Origin of the sequence: Marilutibacter spongiae (assembly GCF_014145325.1) — a bacterium.
Taxonomy (GTDB): Bacteria; Pseudomonadota; Gammaproteobacteria; order Xanthomonadales; family Xanthomonadaceae; genus Marilutibacter; species Marilutibacter spongiae.
This window is the reverse complement of sequence record NZ_JACHTF010000019.1, coordinates 17,799-32,625: the sequence shown is the minus strand read 5'-3', so window position 1 is coordinate 32,625 and position 14,827 is coordinate 17,799. Positions and strand designations below refer to the sequence as shown.

The 14,827-nt window shown below is 68.9% G+C and carries 11 protein-coding genes and 1 tRNA gene; 1 reads left to right on the top strand and 11 read right to left on the bottom strand.

Going from position 1 to position 14,827, the window contains the following annotated elements; all coding sequences use genetic code 11:
* The first annotated feature begins 43 nt into the window (after positions 1–43).
* Positions 44–133 (top strand) — tRNA-Ser (locus H4F98_RS14690).
* A gap of 1,146 nt (positions 134–1,279) precedes the next feature.
* Here the strand turns inward: H4F98_RS14690 and H4F98_RS14685 are convergent.
* The 11 genes from H4F98_RS14685 to H4F98_RS14635 form a co-directional block, all read right to left on the bottom strand.
* A complete protein-coding gene (locus tag H4F98_RS14685; RefSeq protein ID WP_141517590.1) occupies positions 1,280–1,651 on the bottom strand; it encodes a hypothetical protein in 372 nt (123 codons plus the stop codon).
* A complete protein-coding gene (locus tag H4F98_RS14680; protein WP_182688590.1) occupies positions 1,648–2,202 on the bottom strand; it encodes a bactofilin family protein in 555 nt (184 codons plus the stop codon). The genes H4F98_RS14685 and H4F98_RS14680 overlap by 4 nt, the downstream gene beginning before the upstream one ends.
* 172 nt (positions 2,203–2,374) lie before the next feature.
* Positions 2,375–3,862, bottom strand: a complete 1,488-nt coding sequence (locus tag H4F98_RS14675) for a hypothetical protein (protein WP_182688589.1) — start codon at positions 3,860–3,862, stop codon at positions 2,375–2,377.
* Positions 3,862–5,550, bottom strand: coding sequence for a molecular chaperone HscC (locus H4F98_RS14670; RefSeq protein WP_182688588.1), 1,689 nt, complete (start codon positions 5,548–5,550; stop codon positions 3,862–3,864). Before H4F98_RS14670 ends, H4F98_RS14675 begins: the two co-directional genes overlap by 1 nt.
* A 53-nt stretch (positions 5,551–5,603) precedes the next feature.
* The gene (locus H4F98_RS14665; protein ID WP_182688587.1) at positions 5,604–7,214 is read right to left on the bottom strand and encodes a carboxyl transferase domain-containing protein; all 1,611 of its coding nucleotides are present in this window, start codon (positions 7,212–7,214) and stop codon (positions 5,604–5,606) included.
* 976 nt (positions 7,215–8,190) lie between these two features.
* Positions 8,191–8,586 carry a hypothetical protein gene (locus H4F98_RS14660; RefSeq protein ID WP_182688586.1) on the bottom strand — a complete coding sequence of 132 codons (396 nt, stop codon included), beginning with the start codon at positions 8,584–8,586 and terminating at the stop codon, positions 8,191–8,193.
* Between the two features lie 173 nt (positions 8,587–8,759).
* A complete protein-coding gene (locus H4F98_RS14655; protein ID WP_182688585.1) occupies positions 8,760–9,137 on the bottom strand; it encodes a hypothetical protein in 378 nt (125 codons plus the stop codon).
* A gap of 148 nt (positions 9,138–9,285) precedes the next feature.
* A complete protein-coding gene (locus H4F98_RS14650) occupies positions 9,286–10,467 on the bottom strand; it encodes a thiolase family protein (RefSeq protein ID WP_182688584.1) in 1,182 nt (393 codons plus the stop codon).
* A 172-nt stretch (positions 10,468–10,639) separates the two neighbouring features.
* Positions 10,640–11,797, bottom strand: a complete 1,158-nt coding sequence (locus tag H4F98_RS14645) for an isovaleryl-CoA dehydrogenase (protein WP_182688583.1) — start codon at positions 11,795–11,797, stop codon at positions 10,640–10,642.
* Between the two features lie 201 nt (positions 11,798–11,998).
* A complete protein-coding gene (locus H4F98_RS14640) occupies positions 11,999–13,102 on the bottom strand; it encodes a Glu/Leu/Phe/Val dehydrogenase (protein ID WP_182688582.1) in 1,104 nt (367 codons plus the stop codon).
* A 405-nt stretch (positions 13,103–13,507) separates the two neighbouring features.
* On the bottom strand, positions 13,508–14,755 hold the full coding sequence (locus H4F98_RS14635; RefSeq protein ID WP_182688581.1) for a 2OG-Fe(II) oxygenase: 1,248 nt from the start codon (positions 14,753–14,755) through the stop codon (positions 13,508–13,510).
* Positions 14,756–14,827 lie beyond the last annotated feature (72 nt).

Below are 14,827 nucleotides of genomic sequence, written 5' to 3'. Positions count from 1 at the left end.
ACCCGGTGAATCCGCCCCGGCCCCATGCGACAATGTGCGCCACGGAAGTGTGGCCGAGTGGTTGAAGGCACCGGTCTTGAAAACCGGCAACGGGTCAAACCGTTCGTGGGTTCGAATCCCACCGCTTCCGCCATGATTGAGCGAGGGCGCTGGAAGATTCCAGAGCCTTCAATAGCGCCGGAGCCCATTCGTGGGATTCCCGGCCCGCAGTCGCAGACTGCGGGCGCTCGGCGCGGCGCGAGCCGGTGGCTCGCAAGCGGCCGCGTCTCGCCCCACCGCTTCCGCCATGATTGAGCGAGGGCGCTGGAAGGTTCCAGAGCCTTCAATAGCGCCGGAGCCCATTCGTGGGATTCCCGGCCCGCAGTCGCAGACTGCGGGCGCTCGGCGCGGCGCGAGCCGTTGGCTCGCAAGCGGCCGCGTCTCGCCCCACCGGGTTCGACGGACCGGCAAGACGCCGTAGGGTGCAATAAGCGAAGCGCATTGCACCATCGAATTTCGCCCAACCCGGGAGCACGCCTTCAAGGCGAAAAGCTGGATCCCAGCGTGCGCTGGGATGACGGTTCGAGCGGTATGGGCGGAGATTGGGTCGGTACGCGGGATCATGCGACGACGCCGTAGGATGGGTCGAGCCGCAGGCGATACCCATCATCGATCTTCCACCCGTCCGCAGGCGATGGGTTTTGCTTCGCGCTACCCATCCTACGAGGCTGCGCGCTTGCGAGGGTGCAATGCGCTTCGCTTACTGCACCCTGCGATGCCGGGATGACGGTTTGGCGGGCTGAGCGGGGTGTGGGCGCGTACGTTGGCTCGGGCAGTCACGCCGTAGGATGGGTCGAGCCGCAGGCGATACCCATCATCGATCTTCCACCCGTCCGCAGGCGATGGATTTTGCTTCGCGCTACCCATCCTACGAGGCTGCAGGCTTGGGCTTGAGACGGTGCAATGCGCTTCGCTTATTGCACCCTGCGATGCCGGGATGACGGTTTGGCGGGCTGAGCGGGGTGTGGGCGCGTACGTTGGCTCGGGCAGCCACGCCGTAGGATGGGTCGAGCCGCAGGCGATACCCATCGTCGTTCTTCCACACCTTCGCAGGCGATGGGTTTTGCTTCGCGCTACCCATCCTACGAGGCCTGCAGGCTTGGGCTCGAGACGGTGCAATGCGCTTCGCTTGTTGCACCCTACGATGCGACGCATCCCACGAGGCGGCCGGCGTGCGTGGTGGCTTCGCCGCAACGGTCTCAGGGGCGACCCTCGAAGGATCGCCCCTGTCATCGCTCGCTCAATGGCGGCTGCGGCCCTTGCCGGCGCGGTAGCCTTTCACTTCCTGGGCTTCCACGGCGAGGGTGAAACTGCGTTCCTCGCCGGGGTAGAGGGCGCCGACGCCGATCACCTGTCGGTCGATCTCCTCGCCGCGTTCGTTGCGGATCGACACGACCATCGAGTACTCCAGCGCGTTGTCGGTCGGCTGGGGTCGGATGGTGCCCTCCACGCGCAGGGGCACGGACCGCGCCAGCTTGGACGCGGCCGCGTCGGAGTCGAATCGCAGGTGGTGCTTGCAGGCCGGGCAGACGCTCGCACTCTCCAGGATCGTGGTCTTGCAGTGCGGGCAGGTACGCGTCGCGCCGGGCGAACCCGCGCGGATCGAGCTCATGAGCCGGAGCCGTTCTCCCCGGCGCTACCCTTGCCGTTGGCCTTGTGGCCGTCCTTGCCCCAGCCGAACTCGACCTGGCCGCGCATCTTGGAACCCGGTGCGACGGTGACGGAACCGGCCTTGATGTCGCCGACCATGGCACCGCTGTCGAGGAGCTCGACCCGCTCGGCGGCATCGATGTTGCCCTCGAGCTCGCCGGCGATGATCACCTTGCGCGCCTTGACGCCGCCGTTGAGCTTGGCGCCGACCTCGATGGTCAGGTCGCCCTGCACGTTGACGTCGCCCTTGAACTTACCCGCCAGGCGGACGTGGCCGGAGCCCTCGATCTTGCCTTCGATGGTCAGGTCGGACGCGATCACCGACTCCTTGCCCTCGCTGCCCGCGCTGCGGGTGGACGGCGTCGGCGTAGGGGCGGCGGCGGGCGTGCTGGCGGGCGCGGGGCTGCCGAACGAGGCCGGCTCGGCGCGCTTGTCCTGGGCACGCGGCACTTCCTGCGGCGGGGCGGGGGAATCGGACTTCTGGGACGTGGGCTGGTTGCCAAAAATAGCCATGGGGCGGATTTCCTCTGACGGGACTGGCCGACTGCACGAAACAGCTCGGACTTCCGAGGCTAGCACCCCGTCTTTACCGCTTTCGTGCGAGATGTCGCGATAACCGACAGCATTTCCGATGAACGGCGCATAGCGTGATCGGGATCGATCGCGTTGTCGACGGCATGCCGGGTCAGCGGCCGGGTTCGGCGCTGGCGCGCCATGGCAGGCGCAGGCGCAGCATCGGCCACCACGAGGCGCGCTGCCGCCAGGCATCGATCGACCACAACAGCAGGCCCGTCGCGGCCAGGCCGAGTCCCAGCGCCTTACTGCTGGTCGCGACGACGAGCGCTGCCAGCCCCGCGAGTCCCTTCAGGAAGGGGATCACCAGGATCAGCCGCCAGCCGCCGAAATTCAGGCGCAGCCCCGCTCGGCGGAAGCAGCGCACCAGGCCGGTCAGCGCGGCCAGGCTGCCGGCGGACATCGCCAGCGCGTCATGGGGTGCCGGCAGCAGCGAAAACAACCCGGTCAGGGCGGCCAGCAACGGCACCCAGAACAGGCGCAGCATCGGCCGGGCGGTGGGGCCCTCGTCCGGCGCCGACTGCCAGTTGAAATAGCCGGCGACCGCCACCCAGGCCTCCCAGGCTGCGTACAGGCCGAAGAGCGCGTAGCCGAAGGTCGCGGCGCCAAAGCCCGCCGCCGGCGCCAGGGTGGCGCGGCCGGGCAGGTCGCCGGTCAGCCAGTGCACCAGTCCGAACACCGTGCCCATGCAGGCAGCGGCGACCAGACAGCGCGCGAGCGCGACGAGGCGACGCGCCTTCGATTGCCGGCCGGCATCGCCGGCGGCGAGCCAGAATCGGGCCTGACGCAGGTCGATCAGGTCGCCGAGGCTGTCGAGGTCGCCATCGTCCAGTGCGAGCACCAGGTGGCGCATCTCCAGCGCGCGGCGCGAAGGTACCGAGAATGCCAGCACCTGCGCCCAGCGGAGGGGTCGGCGCAGCTGGCGCATCATCCTCAGGGCCGGTTCGTGGCGATCGTGGACCGGGCGGGCCTGGAAGATGCGGTTGCCCAGCGAGCGCTCGCGCCCAGGCTGCAGGTCGCGACGGAACCCCAGCCGGCTGCGCAGCTGCGCCAGCGCGTCGGGGTCGACCCCGCTCAGCACATGGTCGAGGTCGAAAAAGCCGAGCAGCGCGTCCAGGTTCTCCTCGGCCACGGGCGGGCTGCGCTCGTGGAGCTGGTTGAGGAGCCAGTAGCCCAGCTGGCCCTTGAGCTGCAGCGACCACAGGGCCGGTTGCGCCTCCAGCCAGCGGCGCACGTCGTCGGGTTCGCCGTGCACCAGTTGCTCGATGCAGCCCGCCAGGAAGGCGTCGGCATCGAAGGCTTCGAGCGCGGGTTCGACCGTGTCGTCGGTGACCTCGGCCGGGGCATCGGTCGACGCCCCGGCCGACGGGGTAGGCGGCGCAGGCGGAGGCGAGGGCTCGACTTCGGGTGGCGTTGCCTGCGCGTGCGCGGGGGCGTCGGCCTGCACCGCTGCCAGCGCGGCCTGGTAGGCGGCGTGCAGGCGCTGGAAACCCTCCGGATCGGTGTCGGGCCGGGTGGTCTTCAGGCGCGCCGCATAGGCGCGCTTGACCGTGCGGACATCGGCATCGGCGTCGAGGCCGAGTTCGGCGAAAGCCCACATCAGGCCTGCGCCTCCAGGTCGTCCATGGCCTCGTGCAATTGGCGACGATGCGCGTCCACCAGGGCCGTGTCCTGGGTCTCGAGCACGCTGCGGAAGCGCGCGATCCATTCCTGCAGCAGGTTGCGCTGCGCCAGGTGTTCCTCGTACAGGCGCTCGGCCCGTGCCAGCGCCTGCAGGTTCTCCTGCTGCTCGCGCGGGTGGACCTTCAGCGCTTCCAGGGCGGCGAGGCGTTCGCGGATCTCGTCCGCGCCCAGCAGGCCCGGGTTCTGCTCGAGCACCAGCTCGTGGACCTTGTCCGTGGCGTGTTCGCGGACCTCCACCTGCAGCAGGCCGTTCACGTCGTAGGTGAAGCGCACGGTCACGCCGCGCTGCTCGGGCGCGGCATGGGCGGCGATGGGGACGTTGATCTCGCCCAGCTTGATGTTGTTGGCCACCATCGGGCTCTCGCCCTGGTAGACATCGATCTGCAGCTGCTTCTGCTCGGCGCTCATCGGGTAGAAGTCGTCTTCGCGACTCACCGGCACCGTGCTGTTGCGCGGGATGATGGGGTGGAAGTAGCCATTGCGGACCTGGCCGTTGTCTTCGCGGCGCGACACCTGGGTGCCCAGGGTGTACGGGCAGACGTCGGTCAGGATGATCTCCTCCAGGCGCGCGTCGCGCGCCTTCAGGCCGGCCGCGACCGTCGCGCCCAGGGCCACCGCCTGGTCCGGGTTGACGTGGCGCAGCGGCAGCCGCCCGAACATCCGCGACACCAGCCGCGCCACCTGGGGCATGCGGCTCGCACCGCCGACCAGCACGATCTCGTCCAGCTGGCCCGGCTGCAGGCGGGCGTCGCGCATGGCGCGCTCCACCGGTGCGCGCATGCGCTGGATCAACGGCTCGCCGAGGCTGGAGAAGCGCGCTTCGTCGATGCGCCACTCCAGCGCGCGGCCCTGCAGGCTCACCTCGACCGATGCGCTGCCGTCCTGGCCGAGCGAGCGCTTGGCCTGTTCGAGCCGCCTGCGCAGCTGCGCCAGCTCGTGCGGGGCCAGGTCGCGCAGGGTGATGGCATGGTCCCGCACGAACGCCTCGACCAGTGCGTCGAGGAAGTCCTCGCCGCCCAGGTAGTTGTCGCCGGTGCTCGCATGCACCTCGACCACGCCGTCGAAGAGTTCCAGGATGGACACGTCGAAGGTGCCGCCGCCGAGGTCGAACACCAGGAAACGGCCTTCGCCCTCGCGGTCCTGCAGGCCGTATGCCAGGGCGGCCGCGGTGGGTTCGTTGACCAGTCGCTCGACCTTCAGCCCGGCCAGTTCGCCCGCCGTGCGCGTCGCCTTGCGCTGCGCGTCGGAAAAGTAGGCCGGCACGCTGATCACCGCTTCGCGGACCGGCTCGCCCAGCGCCGCCTCTGCATCGGCGACCAGCGAGCGCAGCACCATCGCCGAGAGCTCCTCCGGCCGGAAACCGCGGTCGCCGAGCCGGGTCTCGCGCGAGGAGCCCATCCAGCGTTTGAAGTTCGCGACCGTCCGCTGCGGGTGGCTGATCAGCCGCTCGCGGGCCGGCTGTCCCACCAGCACGCCGCTTTCGTCCACGCTTACCACCGAAGGCGTCAGGACGTCTCCCAGTGCGTTGGGGAACAGCTGGCTCCCCGTTTCCCCATACACGCCGACCAGCGAATGCGTGGTCCCCAGATCGATGCCTACGATCATCCCCTGCAAATCCCCCGATTGCCCAAGTCCAGTCGTCGTCGTGGTGGCCGGTGCTACATCCGGAACACACCGAAGCGGGTGCGGTCCTCGATCGGCGCGTTCAGGCTGGCCGACAGGCCCAGGCCGAGCACGCGACGGGTGTCGGCCGGGTCGATGATGCCGTCGTCCCACAGCCGCGCCGTGGCGTACCAGGGGCTGCCCTGGGACTCGTACTGGTCGCGGATGGGAAGCTTGAACGCCTCTTCCTCCTGGGCGCTCCACTGGCCGCCCTTGGCCTCGATGCCGTCGCGCCGCACGGTCGCCAGCACGCTGGCCGCCTGCTCGCCGCCCATCACGCTGATGCGCGCGTTCGGCCACATCCACAGGAAGCGGGCGCCATAGGCGCGGCCGCACATGGCGTAGTTGCCCGCGCCGAAGCTGCCGCCGATGACCACGGTGAACTTGGGTACGTGCGAACAGGCCACCGCGGTGACCATCTTCGCCCCGTCCTTGGCGATGCCGGCCTGCTCGTATTTCTTGCCGACCATGAAGCCGGTGATGTTCTGCAGGAACACCAGCGGGATGCCGCGCTGGTTGCACAGCTCGATGAAGTGCGCGCCCTTGAGCGCGCTCTCGGCGAACAGGATGCCGTTGTTGGCGACGATGCCGACCGGGTAGCCATGGATGTGGGCGAAACCGGTCACCAGGGTCTTGCCGTAGCGGGCCTTGAACTCCTGGAACTCGCTGCCGTCGACCACGCGCGCGATGACCTCGCGGATGTCGAAGGGCCGGCGCGTGTCGCGCGGCACGATGCCGTACAGCTCCTCGGCCGCGTAGCGTGGTTCGACGACCGGGCGCACCGTGACCGGCAGGGTCTTGGTGCGGTTGAGCGTGCCGACGATGTCGCGCGCGATCTCCAGCGCGTGGCGGTCGTCCTCGGCGAAGTGGTCGGCCACGCCGGAGACGCTGGTGTGCACGTCGGCGCCGCCCAGGGTCTCGGCATCGACCACCTCGCCGGTCGCGGCCTTCACCAGCGGCGGGCCGCCCAGGAAGATCGTGCCCTGTTCCTTGACGATGACCGACTCGTCGCACATCGCCGGCACGTAGGCGCCACCGGCGGTGCAACTGCCCATCACCACGGCGATCTGCGGGATGTTCTCCGCGCTCAGCCGTGCCTGGTTGTAGAAGATCCGCCCGAAGTGTTCCTTGTCGGGAAAGACCTGGTCCTGCAGCGGCAGGAACGCGCCGCCGGAATCGACCAGGTAGACGCAGGGCAAGCGGTTCTCGCGGGCGATCTCCTGCGCGCGCAGGTGCTTCTTCACCGTCATCGGGAAATAGGTACCGCCCTTGACCGTGGCGTCGTTGGCCACGATCACCACCTCCTGGCCCATGACCCGGCCGATGCCGCAGACCATGCCGGCCGCCGGCGCGGCGTCGTCGTACATGCCCTCGGCGGCAAGGGGCGCGATTTCCAGGAAGGGCGAGCCGGTGTCGAGCAGGGCGGTGATGCGATCGCGCACCAGCAGCTTGTCGCGCGCGGTGTGCTTCTCGCGGGCCTTCTCGCCACCGCCGCCGGCGGCACGGGCCAGGCGGGCGTCGAGCTCATCGACGAGGGCGCGATGGAAGGCGACGTTGTCCTGGAAGTCCTGCGAACGCGGGTCTAGCTGCGACTGGATGGCGGGCATCTTCTGTATCGATCCGTGAGAAGCAGCCTTGCATGATAGCCGGGAGGCGCGGCCAGTTCGCGCTTGCGCCCGGGGGCGGGGCATGGCAGGCGCGGTAGGGGCGGCGCGGCCTGTCGGATGGGGCGATGGGCATTGCTTTGCCGGGTCCATCCCGCGGTTGAGATGGGGTGGGGCGTCTGCGGCGGCCCATGGTGCAATGCGCATCGCTTGTTGCACGAGGCCTTTCCAACTCTCGGTGGGTGCGCTTTGCTTACCCGGGGGCGAGTCGCCTCTGCGGTTGCCTCGCGATCCTACGCGCCTCGTAGGATGGGTAGCGCGAAGCAAAACCCATCGCGCGTCGTGCGTGCAGCTTCGCGACGGTGGGTTTCGCCTTCGGCTCTACCCACCCTACATCGCCATCTGACGAACACGGTTGCTACGGCGGACCCACAGGCCGTCATTCCAGCGAACGCTGGAATCCAGCCTTTCGGGTGGCGGTCGTGCGCGCGCCTGCGGTGGCCATCGCTTCGCTCGACCCATCCTGTGGATGCGAGGGCCTGGGGCGTCTGCGGCGGCCCATGGTGCAATGCGCTTCGCTTGTTGCACGAGGCCTTTCCAACTCTCGGTGGGTGCGCTTTGCTTACCCGGGGGCGAGTCGCCTCTGCGGTTGCCTCGCGATCCTACGCGCCTCGTAGGATGGGTAGCGCGAAGGAAAACCCATCGCGCGTCGTGCGTGCAGCTTCGCGACGGTGGGTTTCGCCTTCGGCTCTACCCACCCTACATCGCCATCTGACGAACACGGTTGCTACGGGGACCCCCAGGCCGTCATTCCAGCGAACGCTGGAATCCAGCCTTTGGCGTGGCGTTTGAGCGCGCGCCGGTGGTGGGTGATGGGTATCGCTGCAGGTGGGCAGGGCACGCCCGCCATGAAATCTCGGGCAAAAAAAAGGCCGCGCGGTGCGCGGCCTTTCGTACAGCGGTGTCGACAAGCGATGGCTTAGTGCTTGTCGGCTTCGGCGTCGGCCTCGGCAGCAGCGGCCTCGGCGTCGTCGGCGATTTCCTGCGCCTTGTCGGCGGTCGCGTCGGCGGCCTCGGCAGTGGCGGCAGCAGCGTCGGCCTTGGCTTCGTTGGCAGCGGCGCGGGCTTCGGCGGTGGCGTCTTCCACGGCGTTGCCGACTTCGGCAGCAGCCTCGCCGGTCGCGGCGGCGGCGGCGTCAACGCTCTGGGAAGCGGCGTTGCCAGCGGCGTCGACGGCGTCGGCGGCAGCGGCACCGGCTTCCTGGGCGGCGGCTTCGGCTTCAGCCGCTTCGTTCTGGGCGGTCGGGGTTTCGTTCTTGCAGGCCGACAGGGCGAACACGGCGGCAGCGGCGAGGATGAAAAGCTTCTTGTTCATGGTGTCTCCAGATCGGTAAGGGCTGAGTCGATTAGAACGGACCTGCCGTCAATGCACTGTCGACAAAACTGAGCCGTGCGTGCGGGGGCATGATCGTAAAAACGCGGGACCTGAAACCAAGGAAGGGCCGTCGGCTGGCCGGCGGCCCTTCCCGGGACAATCAATGGACGCGATTAGTGCTCGGTGGCGTCCTGGATGTCTTCAGCCGCGTCCTTCGCGTCTTCGGCCGCGTCCTTCGCGTCCTCGGCGACGTTCTTGGCTTCGTCGGCCATGTCGGCGGCCACGTCGGCAGCCTCTTCGGTGCCGGCGGCGGCAGCAGCGTCGGCCGAGGTAGCAGCAGCCTCGGCAGCCTCGGCGGCCTGGTCGGCAGCAGCCTGGGCAGCGTCGGCGCCGATGTTGTCGCCGGTCTCGGCGGCAGCGGTGGCGGCTTCAGCGGCTTCGGTCGCGGCTTCGGAAGCGTCCGCAGCGGCGTTCTCGGCCTGCTGCTGGTTGGAGCAGGCTGCCAGGGCGAAGCCCAGGGCAAGGGCAAGCAGTGCCTTGTTCATGGTCATGATTCAAAATCCTCGTCGTTTAATTTTGGGCAACGCGCAGAAGCGCGCCGATAACATGATGACAAGCCGATTACGCGTGTCAAGCGGCTTGTGGGCTTCCGGCATGCGATCTTCAGCGAGGTGGACACCCTGTTAAGTTAATTATTGGTTAAGCGTTGTGAAGCTCGATCGCGATGGCAGTCGCTTCGCCGCCGCCGATGCACAGCGAGGCCACGCCGCGCTTGCCGCCACGCTTCTGGAGCGCATTCAGCAAGGTGACGATCAGTCGCGCACCGCTGGCGCCGATCGGGTGGCCCAGGGCCAGGGCGCCGCCGTGGACGTTCAGCTTGTCGTGCGGAATGCCGAGGTCCTTGATCGGCGCCATCGCCACGCAGGCAAAGGCCTCGTTGATCTCGAACACGTCCACGTCCTCGACCTTCCAGCCGGCCTTTTCCAGCACGTTGGAGATCGCCTTGACCGGCGCGGTCGTGAACCACTCCGGCGCCTGCGCATGACCGGCGTGGGCGACGATGCGCGCGACCGGGGCCAGGCCGCGACGGGCGGCTTCGTCGGCGCTCATCAGCACGGTGGCGGCGGCGCCGTCGGAAATCTTCGAGGAGGACGCCGCGGTCAGCACGCCTTCCTTGCCGAATGCGGCGCGCAGGGTGGGGATGCGCGACGCGTCGATCTTGCCGGGCTCTTCGTCGCTGTCGACCACGACCTCGCCCTTGCGGGTCTTGACCGTCACCGGGACGATCTCGTCCTTGAACACGCCGTCGGCCTGGGCCTTCTGCGCGCGCGCGGCGCTCTCGGCCGAATAGGCGTCCACGGCCTCGCGGTCCAGGCCGTACTCGGCGCAGGTGGCGTCGCCGAACACGCCCATCGCCTTGCCGTCGTAGGGGTTGGTCAGGCCGTCCCAGGCCATGTGGTCGAGGAACTCGGCGCTGCCGTAGCGGATGCCGGTGCGCGAGTTGTTGAGCAGGTGCGGCGCGTTGGTCATCGACTCCATGCCGCCGGCGACGACGACGCTGGCCGAACCGGCCTTGATCAGGTCGTGGCCCAGCATCACCGCCTTCATGCCCGAACCGCAGACCTTGTTGATGGTGGTGCAGCCGGCCGACGTCGGCAGGCCGGCGTTGAGCGCAGCCTGGCGGGCCGGGGCCTGGCCCAGGCCGGCCGGCAACACGCAACCCATGATGACCTCGTCGACCTGGTCGGCGGCGACGCCGGCCTGCTCGAGCGCGCCGGTGATGGCCGCGGTGCCGAGGGCGGGGGTGGGCACGCCGGTGAACTGGCCGAGGAAGGAACCGATGGCGGTGCGCTTGGCACCGACGATGACAACGTCACTCATGTGGGGACTCCTGCGAAGCGGGGGCGACCCGGGGGTCGATCCCCCGATTATGCGACCCGGTGCTGCACTGCGGCAAACCCGGGGCGGAAGGGGATGGGCGGCGCGCGCCGTGCCGTGTCGCGTCCATCATCGCGCGCGCCCGGCGACGCGCGCGTGACAGGCGCGCGGGGCGTCAGCTGTTGCCGTTGAACAGCTCGCGGCCGATCAGCATGCGGCGGATTTCGTTGGTGCCGGCGCCGATCGCGTACAGCTTGGCATCGCGCAGGATGCGGCCGGTGGGGTATTCGTTGATGTAACCGTTGCCGCCCAGCGACTGGATCGCTTCCAGCGCGACCTGCACGGCCGCCTCGGACGCGTGCAGCAGGCAGCTGGCGGCGTCGACGCGGCTCTTGTGGCCGGCATCGTAGTCGCGCGCGACCTGGTAGGCGAAGGCGCGGCTGGACTGCAGCGCGGTGTACATGTCGGCGACCTTCCCCTGCATCAGGCCGAAGGTGCCGATGGCCTGGCCGAACTGGCGGCGGTCGCGGACGTAGGGCAGGGCGATGTCGAGCGCGCACTGCATCAGCCCCAGTGGGCCGCCGCTGAGCACCAGGCGCTCGGTGTTGAGGCCGCTCATGAGGACCTTGACGCCGTTGTTGACTTCGCCCAGCACGTTTTCGGCGGGAATCTCGCAGTTGTCGAACACCAGCTCGCAGGTGTTGGAGCCGCGCATGCCCAGCTTGTCGAGCTTCTGCGCCGTCGAGAACCCCTTCATGCCGCGCTCGATGATGAAGGCGGTCATGCACTTGGAGCCCAGCTCGCGGCTGGCGGTGCGCATGTAGACGATGAGGACGTCGGCCTCGGGGCCGTTGGTGATCCACATCTTGTTGCCGTTGGCGATCCAGGTGTCGCCCTTGAGCTCGGCCCGGCAGCTCATGGAACCGACCACGTCCGAGCCCGCGCCCGGCTCGCTCATCGCCAGCGCGCCCTTCCATTCGCCGGTGCACAGCTTCGGCAGGTACTTCTCGCGCTGGGCGGTGTTGCCGTTGGCGTAGAGGTTGTTGACGCACAGGTTGGAATGCGCGCCGTAGCTCAGGCCGACCGAACCCGACGCGCGGGAAATTTCCTCCATCGCCACCAGGTGGGCGAGGTAGCCCATCTCGCTGCCGCCGAACTCGGCCGGCACGGTCAGCCCCAGCAGGCCCATCTCGCCCAGCTTCGGCCAGAGCGCCTGCGGGAACGCGTTGTCGTGGTCGATCTGCTCGGCGTTCGGCGCGATCTCGGACTCGGCGAAGCGGCGCACCGCCTCGCGAAGCGCATCGATCTCGTCACCCAGGGGGAATGGACGCATTGGGGGTATCCGTGATTCGTGATTCGTTATTGGTGATTCGTATCCGGAGCGGGCCCCAGACCATCACAACGTTTCCGGAGTCCCTAGCCCCCCTTTGGTAAAGGGGGGCGCCGCGACAGCGGCGGGGGATTCGGCAAGGCAGGGCCGGGGCCCAAAGTTTGTCAGGACAAACTTTGGGATTGACCTTGGGCGTAGCCCAGGTCAATGCCCCCCGCGGATACGCCCCTGGAAACGCGGCGTGGTGCGGCCCATCGGCAGCTTCAGCCTGCCCATCACCTGGATGCGCTCTTCGGCCATGCGGTCGGCCGCCTTGTAGGTCGGGATGCTGTCGCGCTCGGCGATCTCGAAGATGCGGGTGAGGTTGTGGTAGATCGTCCGCATCATGCGCATCGCGCGCTCGCGGTTGTAGCCGGTGATCTCCAGCGCCACGTTCATCACGCCGCCGGCGTTGACCGCGTAGTCGGGGGCGTAGAGGATGCCGCGCTTGGCCACTTCGTCGCCGATGGCGTTGTTGGCCAGCTGGTTGTTGGCCGCGCCGCAGATGACCTTCGCCTTCAGGCGGGGCAGGGTCTGCTCGTTGACGGTGCCGCCCAGCGCGCAGGGCGAGTACACGTCGGCGTTGACGTCGTAGATCTCGTCCAGGCCCACGGCCTCGGCGCCGTACTCGGACACGGCCTTGTCGACCAGGCCCTGGTTGATGTCGGTCACGAAGATCTTCGCGCCGCGCTCCTTCAGGAGCTTCACGTACTCCATGCCGACATGGCCCAGGCCCTGCACGGCGTAGCTGTACTTGCCGACTTCTTCGTCGCCGAAGCGCTTGTTGAGCGAGGCCATCAGGCCCTGCAGGGTGCCGTAGGCGGTGAACGGCGAGGGATCGCCCGAACCGCCGTGGACCTGGTGCACGCCGGTGACGAACTCGGTCTCGCGGTACACGTATTCCATGTCGTTGACGTCGATGCCGACGTCCTCGGCGGTGATGTAGCGGCCGCCCAGCGACTGCACGAACTGGCCAAAGGCGCGGAACAGGGCCTCGGACTTGTCGGTGGCGGGATCGCCGATGATCACGGCCTTGCCGCCGCCGATGTCCAGGCCGGCGACCGCGTTCTTGTAGGTCATGCCGCGCGAAAGGCGGAGCACGTCGTTCAGCGCGTCCTGCTCGGTCTTGTACGGCCACATGCGCGTACCGCCCAGCGCCGGGCCCAGGACCGTGTTGTGGATCGCGATGATGGCCTTCAGGCCCGCGTCCTTGTTGTGGCAAAACACGACCTGCTCGTGGCCGTAGCTTTCGAGGGTTTCGAAAATCATCGGGTGCTCCGTGCCGGCGTATGTCCGCGCGTGATGCGCAACGTCGGCAGATTTTTGTAAGTAGTTGAATCTTGGGGATTCGTGCTGCCCAGGAAGCGGCCAACAGCCGTTCCGGCGGGCGCTAGTCTAATCCATTAGTCGGATACGGATAGGTATGGTCGGATGCTGCGCTGCGGCATGAAACCCCGGTTTTCCGGGCCTCCCGGCCGTTCAGGCAGAGGCGGGGGCCTCAGCCAATCGAAGACTGCGTTGAGCAACGCGAATTGCACCAGACACGGTCCCACGCCGTGACCTTCCAAGGTGCAATGCGCTTCGCTCATTGCACCCTGCGGTGATCGCGGCTGAATCGCGCCCGTAGGATGGGTAAAGCGAAGCGCAACCCATCTCCGTACCCCGTCATCACCCTCAAAACGCGCGATACGCCCGTTCCCGCAGCCACAAGGTCGCCAGCCACTTTTCCCCGGCGACGACCGGCTCGCCGGCGTGCAGCGACTCCGGATCGGCCTCGCCGCTCGCGTCGAGGTTGTCGAACACCACCGCCTGGCCGGGCACCGGCGACACGCTGAGGCCGGCGCGCGGAAAAGCCGTCGCGCCACCTTCGTCCACGGCGTTGAGGTACACGCAGATCGTGCGCCGCCGGTTGCCGGCCGCCGGGTGGTCGGCCGCGAGGGTCGACGGCGGGAGGTAATCGCGATGCGGGCGGTACTCCTGGCCCGGCGCGTAGCGCAGCACGATCAACTGCTCGGCGTTGACCAGCTCCATGCCCGCGGCACGGGCGATGCGCAGCTGCACCAGGCGCAGCGCGAAATCCTCGTGCAGGGGATCGAAGCTGGCATCGCTGCTGCTGCGGATGGGGTGGTCGACCGCCGCGCCGGTGACCGGGTCGACCGTCATCGAGCGGCGCAGCTGTGGATGCGCGCTGGCGACCAGCAGGCGGCACTCGTCGGCCGACAGCAAGGCCTCCACGCGTCCCACGCGCGGCGACGTCGCCAGCGACACGGTCGGCGGCGGCGACAGCGCGTCTTCCAGGGTCAGCGTGCCGGGCGTGGCCTGGGGCTGTGCCGGGACAGGCGCCTCGATCGACGGCAGGCGCGGCACCCCCAGCGGGTCGAGCTGCGCCCACAGCGCCTCGGCCGATTCGAGCTGCACCGGGCAGCCTTCCCCACGTGCCAGGCGCTCGGCGAGCAGTTGCGCGGCGACCACGTCGCCGCCGTCGGCCGCGGCCTGCAGCAGCTGCAGGCAACGCGTCTGGTCGGCGGGATCGGGCTTGCGGCCGAAGTGGATCGCCACCGCGCGCAGCGCGGGCGGCAGGCGGTGCTGGACGGCCTGCATCATGCGCGTGTTGATCCGGGCGTCGCGGGGCAGGGCGGTGCCGCCCAGCGCGACCAGGGCCAGCAGGTACGCCGCGCCCGGGTGGCCGCCGGCCTCGGCGTGCTGCAGCCAGTGCACGGCCTCGGCCGCGTCGGCCGGGCCGTCGATGCCGTGCAGGCGCATGCGCGCCAGCTCCAGTTGCGCGCCCGGATGGCCCAGCGTCGCCGCTTCGCGGTAGCGCGCCGCGGCGGTCTCGAGGTCGCGGGTCGCCACGCAGGCGGTGGCCTCGCGGTGAAGCGCGTCCGCGCGGGCGCGGGTGTCGTTGGCCGGGGGCGTATCCATGGCCCACAGCCTACCCGCGATGCCGCGCGCCGCGCAGCCCGGGTCCGCCCGTGGGGGCGCCGCCATACGCCT